General features: G+C 50.1%; 16 protein-coding genes. 14 read left to right on the forward strand and 2 right to left on the reverse strand.

Annotation, left to right across the window (positions count from 1 at the left end; genetic code table 11):
- Positions 1-36 precede the first annotated feature (36 nt).
- Positions 37-801, reverse strand: a complete 765-nt coding sequence (gene flgA, locus NHN17_RS04975; RefSeq protein WP_255041025.1) for a flagellar basal body P-ring formation chaperone FlgA — start codon at positions 799-801, stop codon at positions 37-39.
- 214 nt (positions 802-1,015) lie between these two features.
- Here flgA and flgB point away from each other — a divergent pair, with 214 nt between their 5' ends.
- From flgB to lafA, 14 genes are all read left to right on the forward strand, one after another.
- Positions 1,016-1,387, forward strand: a complete 372-nt coding sequence (gene flgB / locus NHN17_RS04980; RefSeq protein WP_255041026.1) for a flagellar basal body rod protein FlgB — start codon at positions 1,016-1,018, stop codon at positions 1,385-1,387.
- Between the two features lie 6 nt (positions 1,388-1,393).
- Positions 1,394-1,816, forward strand: coding sequence for a flagellar basal body rod protein FlgC (flgC, locus tag NHN17_RS04985; RefSeq protein WP_255041027.1), 423 nt, complete (start codon positions 1,394-1,396; stop codon positions 1,814-1,816).
- A gap of 10 nt (positions 1,817-1,826) precedes the next feature.
- Entirely contained in the window at positions 1,827-2,543 is a 717-nt protein-coding gene (locus tag NHN17_RS04990; RefSeq protein ID WP_255041028.1) for a flagellar hook capping FlgD N-terminal domain-containing protein, read from the forward strand.
- A gap of 38 nt (positions 2,544-2,581) precedes the next feature.
- The gene (flgE, locus tag NHN17_RS04995; RefSeq protein WP_255041029.1) at positions 2,582-3,784 is read left to right on the forward strand and encodes a flagellar hook protein FlgE; all 1,203 of its coding nucleotides are present in this window, start codon (positions 2,582-2,584) and stop codon (positions 3,782-3,784) included.
- Between the two features lie 10 nt (positions 3,785-3,794).
- Positions 3,795-4,526 carry a flagellar basal body rod protein FlgF gene (locus tag NHN17_RS05000; RefSeq protein WP_255041030.1) on the forward strand — a complete coding sequence of 244 codons (732 nt, stop codon included), beginning with the start codon at positions 3,795-3,797 and terminating at the stop codon, positions 4,524-4,526.
- Between the two features lie 10 nt (positions 4,527-4,536).
- Positions 4,537-5,322: a flagellar basal-body rod protein FlgG gene (gene flgG, locus NHN17_RS05005; RefSeq protein ID WP_255041031.1), complete on the forward strand. Its 786-nt coding sequence runs from the start codon at positions 4,537-4,539 to the stop codon at positions 5,320-5,322.
- Between the two features lie 3 nt (positions 5,323-5,325).
- Entirely contained in the window at positions 5,326-6,024 is a 699-nt protein-coding gene (gene flgH, locus NHN17_RS05010) for a flagellar basal body L-ring protein FlgH (RefSeq protein WP_255041032.1), read from the forward strand.
- An 8-nt stretch (positions 6,025-6,032) separates the two neighbouring features.
- Complete coding sequence (locus NHN17_RS05015) at positions 6,033-7,154, forward strand: flagellar basal body P-ring protein FlgI (RefSeq protein ID WP_255041033.1); 1,122 nt, start codon at positions 6,033-6,035, stop codon at positions 7,152-7,154.
- Positions 7,155-7,163: 9 nt separating this feature from the next.
- Entirely contained in the window at positions 7,164-7,661 is a 498-nt protein-coding gene (locus tag NHN17_RS05020; RefSeq protein WP_255041034.1) for a rod-binding protein, read from the forward strand.
- Positions 7,658-9,034: a flagellar hook-associated protein FlgK gene (flgK, locus tag NHN17_RS05025; protein ID WP_255041035.1), complete on the forward strand. Its 1,377-nt coding sequence runs from the start codon at positions 7,658-7,660 to the stop codon at positions 9,032-9,034. Before NHN17_RS05020 ends, flgK begins: the two co-directional genes overlap by 4 nt.
- Before the next feature lie 10 nt (positions 9,035-9,044).
- The gene (gene flgL / locus NHN17_RS05030) at positions 9,045-9,950 is read left to right on the forward strand and encodes a flagellar hook-associated protein FlgL (protein WP_255041036.1); all 906 of its coding nucleotides are present in this window, start codon (positions 9,045-9,047) and stop codon (positions 9,948-9,950) included.
- A gap of 53 nt (positions 9,951-10,003) precedes the next feature.
- Entirely contained in the window at positions 10,004-11,059 is a 1,056-nt protein-coding gene (locus tag NHN17_RS05035; RefSeq protein WP_255041037.1) for a hypothetical protein, read from the forward strand.
- A 93-nt stretch (positions 11,060-11,152) separates the two neighbouring features.
- Positions 11,153-11,749, forward strand: coding sequence for a hypothetical protein (locus NHN17_RS05040; protein WP_255041038.1), 597 nt, complete (start codon positions 11,153-11,155; stop codon positions 11,747-11,749).
- 311 nt (positions 11,750-12,060) lie between these two features.
- Positions 12,061-12,990 carry a lateral flagellin LafA gene (gene lafA / locus NHN17_RS05045; RefSeq protein ID WP_255041039.1) on the forward strand — a complete coding sequence of 310 codons (930 nt, stop codon included), beginning with the start codon at positions 12,061-12,063 and terminating at the stop codon, positions 12,988-12,990.
- Between the two features lie 575 nt (positions 12,991-13,565).
- On the opposite strand, the gene focA is transcribed toward lafA, so the two are convergent.
- Positions 13,566-15,014: a formate transporter FocA gene (gene focA, locus NHN17_RS05050; protein WP_255041040.1), complete on the reverse strand. Its 1,449-nt coding sequence runs from the start codon at positions 15,012-15,014 to the stop codon at positions 13,566-13,568.
- Positions 15,015-15,179: the final 165 nt, after the last annotated feature.

Raw genomic sequence — 15,179 nt, forward strand, 5'->3', positions numbered from 1 at the left:
GTTAAACGACCAACCAAGCCGCTTGATTAAATCAATTTAAAAAAGCGTGGTAACCAGTCCGGGCTTAGCGATAGCGGCTTTGATCACCTTGCCTGAGCTGGTGTTTCTTACCCGTATTTGCTGTCCGGAATACCCGCCTTCTAGCGCAATGCCTGACATATTGGCGCTAAAGTGTCCATTGTCGGCTTGAATGATCACCTTGTCACCAGCTGAAACCAGGTAGGCTGGGCTCAGGTGAGAAGGGGAGAGTTGCTGATCGCGGCGGATCTGCCTGAGGGCGCGCAGGCCGATAAAATCTTGCGAGGTGGCAAAGAATTCTCGGTTGATAGACGCGATGTCAGTTGGTTTTAAGACGATATCATCGGCGGTGACGATTTCGTCTTTACGCAACGTACGTACCGCGAATGCAACAGGGACGGTAATACTGACATCGGCTTGTACCGTCAGTTGCCATGTTGTTGGCTGATGACAACTGACAGTAAACCGTAATCGTCCTGCTGGGTAACGGCGTCTGTCTGTCCGTTCAATTTTCAGAGGAGAGGCACATTTCTCCATCCGGTGGCTGCCGCTAGGCAATCGGAGTAACATTTCAGCTTGTTCGGTTGGCCACTGGTGCTGTTTCGCTGCCCGGCTGACTTCTCCTCTTATTGCATCTGACACTTGATTTTCTATCTGAGCTTCAACCGTTGCAACGGCTGGTTCCGAGACGGCTTGGGCCAACACCGAGGAGCCTGAAACTGTACAAAATAGCAGCAGGGCAATCGCGGAGGTTGTTGCTGAGTTGCGGGTCAATGTCGCCATTTCAATTATTCCATTCTTCATTTTCCGGTGTGCGGAATCGTTTCCGCCTTGGTATTTCCGCTTGCTTTTCCGTATCGGAAGTGCCGCTTCCGCTTTTGACTTCCCCTTGAGTGTCATAGTGTTTTTATTGTTATTAATCAGGCGTTTGAAAAGTTGGCATGCATTTTGTTTGTACTTGGCAAGTTTATGATTTCTTGCACTTAAAGGACACCAAATGGGAATCAACTTTGACAAAGCCCTCGGGATTCACCCGCACACTTTAAACCTTCGTACCGAGCGTGCCAAGGTGTTGGCCGGTAACTTGGCAAATGTCGATACACCGGGGTTCAAAGCGCGAGATTTTGATTTTCAGGCTGCAATCGCTTCTGTCGAGGCGCAACAGCAAAGCCGCAGTGGCCAGGTAGCGGCGCAAACAGCGCCAGCGTTGCAATACCGTAACCCTTATAACAACACGATGGATGGCAACACTGTAGAACTTGGGGTTGAGCAGGCGCAGTACGCTCAAAATGCCATGGACTTCGAAACCAGCCTGACTTTTTTGAACATGAAATTTCAAGGGCTGGCGACAGCTATTCAAGGACAGTAATCCAGTATGTCATTTAGTGAAATTTACCAAATTGCCGGCTCTTCAATGACTGCGCAAACCCTGCGTCTCAATACTATTGCCAGTAATTTGGCCAATGCCGACGCGGGATCAACCACCGAGGCGGGAACATACCGAAGCCGTAAGCCGGTGTTCTCGACGGTGTATGAAAATAGCCAGTTTCAGACTAACCAGAGTGCTGGTGCCCGGGTGCAAGTTCTGGATGTGGTGCCCGTTGAAGGTGAGCTGGCTCGTCGATATGAACCGGGCAACCCAATTGCTGATGCTGATGGCTATGTGTTTTATCCCAATGTGGATGTGGTATCGGAAATGGCCGACATGATGTCAGCATCACGCAGTTTTGAAACCAGTGTTGATGTCCTTGGGCGTGCGCGCAGCATGCAGCAAGGCCTGTTGAAATTAGGTCAGTAAGGATATCCCGATGAGCACTCCCTACGTTACTAGTAGCAATGGCACTACAACCACCAGTGGTCAGGATCCAATCGCTAGCAATGGTGAGCAGGATAATACCTTCCTCACTTTGATGATTGCGCAGATCCAAAACCAGACACCGCTTGACCCATTGGATACAACCCAGTTCATGAGCCAGTTGGCGCAAATGACCCAGGTGGAAACCATGCAGAACATGAACAGCACCGTCGTCAACCAGATGGTGCTGCTCGACAACATTCAGGTGCTGACCACTGCCGGTATGGTGGGTCAGGATGTGCGTGTGACGACCGATACCTTGGATCTTGAAGGCGAGTCTTTGAGTGCGGTGATTGATCTCGATAGTGCCGTTGACGATCTCAAGGTCGAAATCCGCAACGATGCCGGTGAATTGGTAGAAACGATTGAACTTGGGGCTAACAGTGAAGGTGAAGTGGCCTTTGTTATCGACCCAGAAACACTGGGCCTTAAAAATGGCCAATACGATCTTACTGTGGTGACCAATGACAGCGACTACAAGCCGGATGTCATGATTGCAGGCACCATCGAGAAAATGCGTATTCCACCGGGCGGCGGTTCACCAGAGTTCTTGATCTCTGGCGTGGGCTATGTGCCGTTTTACAATGTTAACCAGTACGGCGATACACAAGGTTCTGATTCTCAGTCTCCGGAACCGACCCCTTTATTTACGTTGGCAGGCCGCCGATAGAGCGGTTTTCAAATATCTAGGTTAGAAGAGAAATAATAATGAGCTTTAACATTGCAATGAGTGGTTTGAATACCACCTCTCAGGAATTGAACACGATCAGTAACAACATCGCTAACGTATCCACCGTTGGCTTTAAATCATCTCGCGCGGAATTCTCGGCACTGATGAACGGTGGCATGGGTGGTGGTGTTGAACTGGCGAGCCTGTCTCAGTCATTCAACGATGGTGCCTTCAATATGACGGGACGCACCACCGATTTGGCGATTGGCGGCAATGGCATGTTTGTTCTGCAGGGCGAAGATGGTGCCTACACCTATAGCCGTGCTGGCATGTTTCAGCAAGATAAAGACAACTTCCTAGTTAACAGTGCCGGTTTACGTTTGCAAGGCTACACCACAGACAGCAGCGGTAACCTTCAAACCGGTTCTGTTGGCGATATTCAGGTCTCGACAGGTTCGGTTGCGGCTAAGGCCACGGATCGTGTTGATTTTGCCGCAAACTTGGATGCTGGCGCCTCAGAGATTGTTGATGAAAACGGTGATCGTATTCCGTTTGATCCGGAAGACAGCGATAGCTTCAACTCTTCGTACACGACAACGGTTTATGACTCATTGGGTAATGAGCACACCTTGACCCAATACTTTGTTAAAACTGGCGATAACGAGTGGGAAGTGCATTACGCCATGAATGGCGAAGTGATGGAAGACGAAAGTGGTCAGGCATTGGAATTCGATGATAACGGTAAGTTGGTTGAGCCAACGGGCAACATTAGCCTTTCGTTTGCCCCGGAAGGTGCGGCAGAGATGAATATTGCTCTTTCCATGTCAGGTACTACCCAGTATGGCAGTGAGTTCGCGGTATCGACTAACCGTAGCAATGGCTATACCGCCGGTGAACTGACCGGTATCACTATCGATGACAGCGGTATGGTATTTGCCAACTACAGCAACGGTGAGCAGATGATGCAGGGGCAAATCGTATTGGCAGACTTCCCCAATACCGGCGGTTTGATGCAGGTGGGCAATACCGGTTGGTCGGCGACACAAGCTTCGGGCCAGCCACTGATCGGCGTACCGGGTACGGGCACTTTAGGCGGGTTGTACTCAGGTTACATTGAGGAATCAAACGTTGACCTAACCGGTGAGCTAGTGGGCCTAATGACGGCGCAGCGTAACTATCAGGCCAATGCCCAGTCACTATCAACCCAGCAGCAGCTTGCCCAAGTGCTGTTCAACATGTAAGGACGGTAGTGTGGATCGTTTGATTTATACCGCGGCAAGCGGGGCTGGGCGGATATTTAACGCCCAGCAGGTTCGGGCCAACAATCTAGCTAACATCAATACCCATGGTTTCCGTGCCGATATGGAGCGAGCGCAGGCGTTTGCCGTACAGGGCAGCGGCTTTGACAGCCGTACGCTGGTTGAAGCCCAGTCGGCGGGGACTCGTTTTGATGCCGCGGAGCTACAAACCACCGGACGTGAACTGGATTTGGCTATCCGTGGTGACGGCTTTTTTACCGTTCAGTTGCCAGAAGGCGATGAAGCTTATACCCGTTCAGGGGCGATTGAGCGCACCGAAAACGGTGATCTTATGATTGGTGGTTTGCCTGTACTGGCTGACGGTGGCGATGTGATGAACGTCCCGCTCTACAGCAGCATCGAATTTGGTGACAACGGACTGATCAATATCGTGCCGGAAGGTGAGGTGTTGGCGGTTGAAGTAGGACGCCTGAAGTTGGTGACCCCGCCGGTGCAGGACTTGGGTAAGCTGGAAAACGGCTTATTTACGACCAATGATCGCCAGCCGCTTAACGATGACGAAACCGTAATGATGGTATCGGGCTTTCTCGAGCAAAGTAACGTTGTGGCCGTAGAAGAAATGGTGGCATCGATGCAACTGAGCCGTAACTTTGAAATGCAGCTAAAGATGATGCAAACCGCAGAAAAAATTGCAGAAGCAGGCAACCGCCTGATCAGAGCGTAAAGGATAAGAGATGAACGCAGCACTATGGATCAGTAAAACTGGCTTAGCCGCACAAGATACGAAAATGGCGACCATTTCCAACAACCTTGCCAACGTCAATACCGTCGGTTACAAGCGCGACCGCGTGGCGTTTGAAGATCTGTTCTATCAAATTCAGCGCCAGCCGGGTGCCATGGCGGATGAAGTCAATGAATTGCCGACCGGCATTCAACTTGGTTCGGGTGTGCGTGTTGTTGGTACTCAAAAGGTCTTTACCGAAGGGATGTACCAAACTACCAGCCAAAGTTTGGATGTGGCTATTGATGGTCAAGGCTTCTTTGAGCTCGAAACGCCGGATGGTGAGCAGGCATTTACTCGCAATGGTCAGTTTCACATGAACTCTGATGGTTTGCTGGTCAATACTCAGGGCTTGCCGCTGGCTCAGCAAATCCAAGTTCCTGAAGATGCTGAAACTCTTACCATTGGTACTGACGGTATTGTCACGGCCAAGATTGCCAATGACGATATGCCACAGGAAATTGGCCAGATTACCTTGGCTAACTTCATCAATCCAGCTGGCCTTGAGGCACTTGGCGGTAACCTGTTCCGCGCCACGGCATCAAGCGGTGATGTGATTGACGGTATTGCCGGCGAAGGGGCATTCGGGCAGCTAAAGCAAGGGGTGTTGGAAGGCTCGAATGTTCAGGTGGTCGAGGAGATGGTTGACATGATCACGACCCAGCGCGGCTACGAGATGAATGCCAAGGCACTGTCTTCATCGGATGAGATGTTGCAGTACATTTCTCAGGTACTGTAAGCCATGGCAAGACTGACGAAGGTTAAAACCGTGAGACGCTTGGGAGCATGGCTTGCCGCCATGCTTCTGGCTGGTTGTTCATCCACTCCCTCGTTGATGGATGAGCGTCCAGCTCCGGATGATTTGGATTACGCCCCCCCGATGCTGGATTACTCGCTGCCGGATGCCCGTAGTGGCTCGGTCTACCGTGATGGGTATATGTGGACCCTGTTTCAGGATCGCCGTGCCTACCGTGTTGGCGATATGTTGACGGTATCGCTGGATGAAGATACCCGCTCGAGCAAGCAGGCCAATACCAACTTTGGCAAAAATGCCAGCGGTGGCTTGGTGGGTAGTTTTGCGACCGGCTCTAGCAGCGGCAGTGCCAGTGGTGATCTTTCCGGTAATCGGGATTTTCGCGGCAGTTCAGCCAGCTCGCAGCGTAACTCTTTGAGTGGCTCCATTACGGTGATGGTGCACGAAGTGCTGCCTAACGGAGTGCTGCGGATTAAAGGGGAGAAGTGGATCCGCCTTAACCAAGGCGACGAGTTTATCCGCCTTGATGGCTTGGTGCGGGGGGATGATATCGACAACGGAAACCAAATTTCCTCTCAGCGCGTGGGTGATGCACGTATTACCTATTCCCAAAGCGGTGTATTGGCCGATGCCAATGACGCAGGCTGGTTGACCAAGCTGTTTGTTAATCCGTTGTTCCCAATCTAAGAGGCATTATGTTTAAGCAACTTATCATTTTATTGACTGTGCTGGTCGTGCCTTTCCTGTTTGTTGATGCCGCCAATGCTGCAACCAACGAGCGCCATTTGATTGATTTGGTGGATATCCAAGGGCTGCGAGAAAATCAGTTGATTGGCTATGGCCTAGTGGTCGGTCTTGATGGGACAGGCGATCGTAATCAGGTAAAATTCACCAGTCAGTCGGTCACGAATATGTTGCGCCAGTTTGGTTTGCAACTACCTGAAAAAATTGACCCTAAGCTGCGTAACGTGGCAGCGGTCAGTGTTCACGCTTCTATTCCACCATTGGCCGGACCGGGGCAAACCATTGATGTAACGGTATCGTCTATCGGTGATGCCAAAAGCCTGCGCGGCGGCAGCTTGGTGATGACACCACTGCGTGCGATTGATGGCCAGATCTATGCGGTTGCCCAAGGGAGCTTGGTGGTGGCGGGGGTCAAAGCCGAGGGCCGCTCCGGTTCAAGCATTACGGTTAACGTGCCAACCACTGGTCGCATTCCAGGTGGGGCGATAATCGAAGAGGAAATCCCATCCGATTTCACTTCCCAGCCTAAAGTCACATTGAATTTGCTACGTCCTAACTTCACGACCGCGCGTAATATCTCTCGTCAAATTGACGAGGTCTTTGGTCCGGATACAGCGATGGCATTGAGCAATGCTCGGGTCGAAGTTTCTGCGCCGCAGGACTTTGAACAGCGGGTGATCTTCATGTCGATGTTGGAAGATATGACCGTTGATATTGGCCGCCAGCGAGCGCGAGTAGTCTTTAACAGTCGCACTGGCACTGTCGTGGTCGGTAATGGTGTGCGTATTGGCCGGGCAGCCGTGAGTCACGGTAGTTTGACGGTGACCATTGCCGAGTCGTTCAATGTTAGCCAACCCAATGCGTTTGGCAGTGGCAACACGGTCGTGACCCCGGATAGCGAAATTGATATCAACCACGAACGTAATCCAATGTTCATCTGGCCGGAGGGCGTAGAGCTGGAAACCATCGTTTCAGCCGTCAATAGCCTCGGTGCTTCTCCCGATGACTTGATCGCCATCCTTCAGGCGCTGCACTCTTCGGGTGCATTGGATGCTGAACTGGTTGTGATTTAAGGACAGAGAATGACAGTAACTGTTTTACCGGTAAATACCATGGCGTTGCAGCCAATGGCGACCAGCCGCATTGCGGCAAACTCTTCGATGGGAACGATAACCACATTCGACAGTCGTCAGTTGGCTGATCTGAAAAGCACGGATGACTCGCAGCAGGCGATTCAAACGGTCGCGGAGCAATTTGAATCGCTGTTTTTACAGATGGTGCTCAAGCAGATGCGTAAAGCGAGCGAGGCACTCAATACCGATGATGACAATGCTTTGTTCGGAAGCCGTGAGCACAAGACCTATCAGGAGTTTTTTGATGGTCAGGTGGCTATCGAGATGTCAAAAAGCCAGCTTGGTTTGGCGGAAGTGATTGTCCGTCAACTGGGCGGTGAGTCGGCGTTTAAGGAAGCTAACGATGAGGTCGCTTTAACGTCAAGTAAGGCAGAGCAAGGTCCGATCGCGGGCAGCGCATTTAGCCAGTCTTTGCTGCATTTTAACCGTGAGGGCTCTAACGTATGAGTTTGATGAATATCGGCTTGTCTGGACTACAGGCAAGCCAAGTGGGCATGAATGTGACGGCCCAGAACGTTGCTAACATCAACACCCCGGGCTACAGTCGCCAGCAAGTAAACCTGTCGGCGATTGGCTCAACCAGCATGAGTATGAAAGATGCGGGTAACGGTGTGTCGGTCAGTGCCATTCGTCGAGTGACCGACCAGTACCAAACCAACCAGATCTTCCGTGCAGGTTCTATGCTGGGTGAAACGTCGACATCAGCCCAGCAGCTTAAGCGCTTGGAAACCTTGCTGTCTGGCGATTCGATGGACTTGAGCCAAGGCTTTGACAGCTTTTTCTCGGCACTAAACGGTGCCAGTGCCTCGCCTTACGGTTCGGCTCACCGCTCGTTGATCATCAGTGAGGCGGAAGCCTTGGGTAACCGCTTTAATCAATTGAGCAGCTCGCTGGATGGTCAGTACAGTGATCTATCACAGCAGCGCAGCAGCGGGGTCTCGCAAGCGAACAGTTTGCTTTCTAATATTAGCAAGCTCAACGACGAGATCCGCAAAGGTGATGCCACGGGTGCCAATACCTCTGCGCTTCAGGATGAGCGTGATGTGTTGATTGCCGAGCTGTCGGAAATTGTGGATGTCCGTATTACCGATGCCGGTGACGGCACGCTGAATATTGCACTGCCTAACGGCCAGCCATTGGTGATGGGGAGTCAGGTTGCTCAGTTTAGCTTGGAATCGGATCCGGATAATCCGCGCAGTGATGTGCTGTCGTTATCGCTCAATGGCCAAAGCTTCCCGCTAGATGACGACATCGGGGGCAAGCTGGGGGCACTGTCGGCATATGAAAAAGATGTGCTGATCCCAACTCAGGAAGCGATCAATGATATCGCCTTTGAGTTTGCCCAAGCCTTTAACGACCAACTGGCCGAAGGTTTTGACTTAAACGGTGAGCCGGGTAAGCCCTTGTTTGTTTTTGATCCGGAAAACCCAGCGTCAACGCTGTCTATCAATCCGGATTTCAAACCAGAAGACTTGGCTCTGTCGGGTGACGGCACCCCAGGTAATACCGACAATCTGCTGAAATTGATCGAGATTAAAGACCAAGAGTTTGAGATTGGTGATCTGGGCTCGCAAACCTTAGGCAGCGCGTTTAATTCTCTGCTGGGTGATATCGCAGTGAAAAGCCGTCAGGCGCAATCGGATCACGATGCGGCCAGTAATATTTATCTCCAGGCAACGATTGAGAAATCGGCAACCAGCGGGGTTAACCTTGATGAAGAAGCCGTCAGTCTGATGATGTACCAGCAAGCTTACCAAGCCAACATGCAGGTGATTAGCGCATCGAATCAGATGTTTGCGTCAATCATGCAGCTATTCTAAGGACACCGCCATGCGTGTAAGTACTAATCAATATAGCCAGATGATGTCTGGTAGCCTGAGCCAGAACTCCTTGGGCATCAATAAGATCATGCAGCAAATGGCAACCGGTAAGCGGTTGCTGGTTCCATCTGATGATCCAATGGCCTCGACGCGGGTGATGAACCTTAAGCGTGAGCAGGCAGCGATCGGCCAATATCAGGGCAATATCGAGCAGGCTGATGTGGCTTTGAAGAAACAAGAAACGTATTTGAGCAGTGCAACCGATGTCTTGCATCAAGTCCGTGATTTGATGCTATGGGCCGGTAACGGAGCTAACGGCCCTGATGAACTGGCCGCGATGGCTAACGAACTTGAGCACTTGCAAGACAGCTTGGTGAGTTTGGTTAATTCGAAAGATGAAAACGGTAAGTACATCTTCTCGGGTAATGAGGTGAATACCCAGCCTTTGGTGAAAGATGAAGAAGGCAACTGGACTTACCAAGGTGACACCGGCATCCGTGAAGTGGTGGTTGGCGATGGCGTAACGATTCAGCTTAACGTCAATGCTGGGGATATGTTCTTCTCGGGCGGGGTGGATATCTTTAATCAGTTAGATGAGCTGGTTGATGCGTTGCGCGACCCTGATTTTGACTTTGAAGGCAGTGAGATTATTGGCCGTAGCATCGATGTGCTTGATGATACCTTGCTGTCAGTGTCGGGTACGGTGACCAGTTTAGGTAGCCGCCAGAATGCCTTGACCACGATGCAAGATGGTCACAGTGAAGTTGAGCTATTTAACAATGACTTGATCGGGCAATTGGAAGATCTCGATTACGCCGATGCCATGGTGCAATATAACAACTACTTGTTGGCACTGCAGGCAACCCAGTCGACCTATGCCAAAACAGCCAGCTTGTCTTTGTTTAGTATTATGTAATAGTTGCCCTGCCGGTGATCTCGGCAGGGCATTTTTTGATTGATGGAAAACACATGGTTTATCAGGTAAATGATCTTCGCTCGGCAGCGGCCGGTGCCAGTCGCCAGCAACAGGTAATTGCAAGGCCAGCTACTAAAACGGCTGCAGTACCTGATAACAAGCAGCCGGATCCATTGCGCCTGTCGCAAACCCTTACCCCCGAACATACCCGCCAGCACAGCTTGATCCAGCGAGCTCAGCATAAAGTCGCCGCTTCTCGTGTGGCGGAGTCTAGCCTCAATGACATTGGTCAAAACCTAGCCCAACTGGGTAAGCGGGTAGAGTTTGCCATGCGAGCCGGTAGTGCTTCGCCAAAAATCACCGCTGACATTGAGCAGCTAGCCAGTCGGATGGAACAGCGCCTGCAGCAGGCGACGTATAAAGATCAGCCTGTGCTAAGCCGTCAGCTCAAGCCCGTGTTCCATGGTGAGCCGCGTACGTCCTTCCAAATCAAAGGACTGGATACCAAACGCAGCAGCCCGCGTGATGAAACGGTCATTTTCAACCTTGCCAAAGGCGGTGCCAATGCGGTGCCGGTTAAATTGGCGGCCAATGCGACGCCAGAGCAGCAGGCCATGCAGTTTCGCCAAGCACTTAACGAGCATGGGATCGGGGTATCACTCAACAAGCAGCGCCAATTGGTGTTCTCGGCCAATGAAGCGGACTGGCAGCATTTGTCGCAAAAAATGCGGGTAGTCGGTCAGGGCGACCGCTTCCCGGCAGGCCAGCCAAATCGAGTCAAACTGGAAACCACCGAAGCTCGATTTGAGCCGCAAACCTGGCAGACCGATAAAGATCAGCTGCGTCAGACGTTGGTACAAACCCAGCAGATGATGAAGCAGATCAAATCCAGTATTCAAGAGCTTCGCACTCATAACCAAGATGTCATGCAGCGGATTGATACGATCAACCAGCGCAACCGCTATTTAAGTGACAAGGTATTGGACAGCGCAGAAGCGGATTTATCCCGCATACTGCCAAGCGGGGATAACTTTAGTTCGGCCTTTCAAAACTTGAAGGTCCAAGCCAATGTCCACCGTCAAACCGTGGTATCTTTGCTAAGCCGGTAAAATAGCTAAGCGATTAATCCTTAGCCAGTAAAATTAAATGTTGCCACTCGTTACCAACAACAACGCGTGGCAAGCTGATATCGAGGGTTCACCATGCTGTCACCTATCTCTGCGGCGATTAATAAATTACTGCGAATTGAGCCCCAGCAGTTAAAAACGGAACAATTCACGCCGCCGCCGCAAGGCGCCAAGCTAGGTGCCAGCACTGCCAATACCCACTCTTCGACACCTCAACCTTTACCACAAGCCCAGTGGCAGGTTGTCCGTATGCTGGCCAACTTATCAGGCATGTCACTGGGGCAACCCCAAGCTTATAGCGCGCAAACATTGCAATCGCCGAGTTTCCGCTTAGCCGGTGGGGAAGGTGAGCTACAATTACGTTTGCAGCTAGAAGGCCAAACCCACACTATTCGCTGGCAAGTTGGCGGTAATCAAACAGAACCGCAACTGCTTAACTCCACTTTGCCGCCAGCGTTATCATTGGCGTTGTTGCCAACCGTTGACCAAGGTTGGCGCATGGTTGCCAAAGGTTTTTTGCAAAATGAACCGCTGCAATTGTTGTGGACCCCCTATGGCAATAACGGCAAAGGCGGTTCTGCCGCGGGCTCAGCTATATCACTCAAAGTGTGGCTGCGCACCGGCTTCATTATCTCGGTTATGGTATTTTCTTTTTGCTACTGGCTGTTTTAATCTTTCTTACTTCTTACTTCTTACTTCTTACTTCTTACTTCTTACTTCTTACTTCTTACTTCTTACTTCTTACTTCTTACTTTTCTTTATCTCGTTACTCTCTGTAATTCCCCCATAAGAAAGTTAATTCATTCTAGCCAATAGCCAATAGCCAATAGCCAATTTTAAAATTTATATTTAAGAAAAAATTATTATTGTCGTTGGCGAAAAAAATAAAAAAAATTGGCAAAGATAGGTTTAAGGGGCAGAGATAGGTGTCGTTTTATAGAGGTGTAGACACTAATACAGAATATTAAACAGAGGGCAATAACATGCTATCGATTCATACTAATTACACATCTCTAATCACTCAGAACAACCTAAACAAAACGTCTGGCGCGATGGATAACGCGATGCAACGCATCTCGACTGGCTTACGTATCAACTCTGCATCTGACGATGCTGCGGGCCTACAAATTGCCACTCGCCTTCAATCACAAGTAAATGGCTTAGGTGTTGCACAGCGTAATGCACAAGATGCGACATCTATGATGCAAACCGCTGAAGGTGCATTTGATGAGATGACTAACATCAGTCACCGCATGAAAGATCTAGCGACTCAAGCAGCAAACGGCACTAACTCTGCTGATGAGCACGATGCAATGCAGGCTGAGTGGGATCAACTGGCAGCTGAACTAGATAGTGTTATTGAAAATACCCAATTTGGCTCTGGTAACAACTTGTTTGCAGCGGGTGGCCAATTTGATGGCGCTGTTACCTTCCAAATCGGCTCTTCAACAAGCGAAACACTGACGGTTGATATTTCTGACGGCCTAGGTGATATCCGTGATGCGATTGGTGCTCTAGCTTCTGCCGATCTTTCTGCTGCAGGAGATGAAGACCCAGCAGGTGACGGTTCACAACCAGCTATTCCAAGTGGTGCCGCTCTAGCGATGGACGCTGTTGACGCACTGCTAAATGGTAATGCTGATCCAGCAGGTGACGGTTCACAACCAGCAACTGTCGGTATCGGTTCAGTTCGCTCTGAGCTAGGTGCTAATATCAACCGTCTAGACCACACGATCACTAACCTTGGCAACATGGCGGAAAACACTGAAATGGCGAAAGGCCGTATCATGGATACTGACTACGCGGTTGAATCTTCAAACATGATGAAGAACCAGATGCTAACGCAGATGAGCATGTCTATGCTTTCTCAGGCGAACGGCATGTCTGGCATGGTAATGAGCCTAGTAGGCTAATAAGCCCTCGCCTCAATACCAGATATATAAAGCGCAATCAAACCACTCCAATTAATCAAAAGCCGCAGCCCCCGCTGCGGTTTTTTTGTACTCAGAATATGGAAGTTACATTTGTTACCGATACACACCCATACGGTATCGTTAATAAATGGCAATAATGCTACCCGTCAATATTCTTGAATATTACCAGTCATAGAGTGCCGGGTTGGATAAACGGTTATTGAATTTAATTCTGTGGCAGTGCAAAGACATTGTGTGGTGTGTATGGCCAAGTCGACTCGCCCGTTGGGTGTTCACCAATAGACCCATTACGGGGTTAAATAACCTCATCATAGGTATATCAACCTACATAAATAATTGACCAGTCTTGCAGGTTAAAATCGCTGTTTTCTGCGTTAGATATTTTGTAATTAGAGCCACTAGTTACTGCGATATCTGCCTTGATAACAACGATTTTTCCAGTGCAAATACTTGATCAACTACTTATTCAGATTGGTATTATTCCAGCTAATAAAAAACCGCAGCCTTGACTGCGGTTTTCTCATTGGGAGAGTGTTATATTGGTAAGAAGCCGATTAAACAACTTCTAAACGCGACACCGTTTGTGTTTTGGCATCTTGATAGATGTTGCGTAGCTCAGCCATTACACCCTCACGGGTGACCGTGCCAACAAACTGGCCGTTATCCAGCACAGGCAGGATACGAGGCTTGCTCACTTGCAGCGCTTTTACCCGATCTTCCAATGAAAGGGCTGTGGTGCTGGTGGCGATCCCCATTGCCGAGGTGGGGTAAAGCTGCTCTTTATCGATACACAGAAACTCGACCACATCGACCAGGCGGTCTTTGGTATTAACAGCAATAACATCTTGCTTCATCAAGTCGACCACCTTGGTCTCTTGGTTTGGCTGGTAGTCGCGGTACCACAACTCTTTCATTACATCGTACATCGACAAGAACCCGACTAAACGGCCTTGGATATCACAAACCGGTGCGCCTGAGACATTGGCGGTGGTCATCATGTCGATAGCGGTAGGGATCAGCATATCGGCCGATAGGGTAAGAGGTTGTGGGTCGGTGATATCTTTAATGGTTAGGTGTGACAGCATATCGGCCTCCTTGACTGATGCGATGTCTAAGCTCTGGGTAATAGCACGGATGTTTGCAGCCTTGAGCTCTGGGCGGCGGAAAATACACCAGTTAGTCAGGCCCACCAATACCGCACCGCCGACAATATTGCCCAGTGTCACCGGCAGCAAATTGGCCATTAGGAAGGTTGGGATATTCAGATCGCTGTACTGCTCTGGGCTGGCAGAGATCATTTGCCAGAATTGCTCGGGCGCAAAGTTCTGGATGGTGATACCCAGCGGCACCATAAACATATTGGCGACTGAGTGCTCGAAGCCGCTTGAGACGAACATAGAAACCGGCAGCACCATGATCATGGCTTTGCTTAAGGCGTTGGCTGAGCTGAAGGTCATCCAAATAGCCAAGCAAACAAGCAGGTTACACAGCACGCCTAATGAGAAAGCCTGTATTGGGGTGTGATGGAGTTTATGCTGGGCGATATTGAGGGCATTCATGCCCCACTGGCCGTTGTTGAGCATGAACATACCGGCAGCGCTGATCAGCAGCAGCATAAACATGGCACCGATGAAGTTGCCGATATACACCTTGGCCCACAGGGAGAGCATCTTTCTTAGTGTGATCTGGCGGTTAGCCCAAGAAATACTGGACAGTACCGAACTGGTAAACAGCTCACCACCACATAGGACAATCAATATCAGCCCCATGCTGAACACCATACCACCGACTAAGCGGCTGAGACCCCATCCGGTCGTCGCGCTGCCAGTAGTAACCGTGATATAAAAAACAAAAGCAAGGCCAATAAACGCCCCCGCCATAATAGCCAACCCCAGTGTCATACCGCTGGTTTTCTTTGCTTTGCTTAGCGCGAACTTTTCCGCTTCCGCCATCATTTCCTTCGGCGAAAACAGTTGGTTATTGCTGGAATCTACGTTATTCATGCTTACCCCAAGTGCTACACATCCTTTCCGTCGGCGTTAACCGCTTCTAACTTGAATGTCCCTATCAAGCCATATGCCTAAAGTGCAGGCATTGCCATGATAAGAAAAACTGATAGCCATAGAAAGCTGAATCATCTTTTATTATGTGAAATATATGATTACATT

Source organism: Photobacterium pectinilyticum (genome assembly GCF_024357955.1).
GTDB lineage: Bacteria > Pseudomonadota > Gammaproteobacteria > Enterobacterales > Vibrionaceae > Photobacterium > Photobacterium pectinilyticum.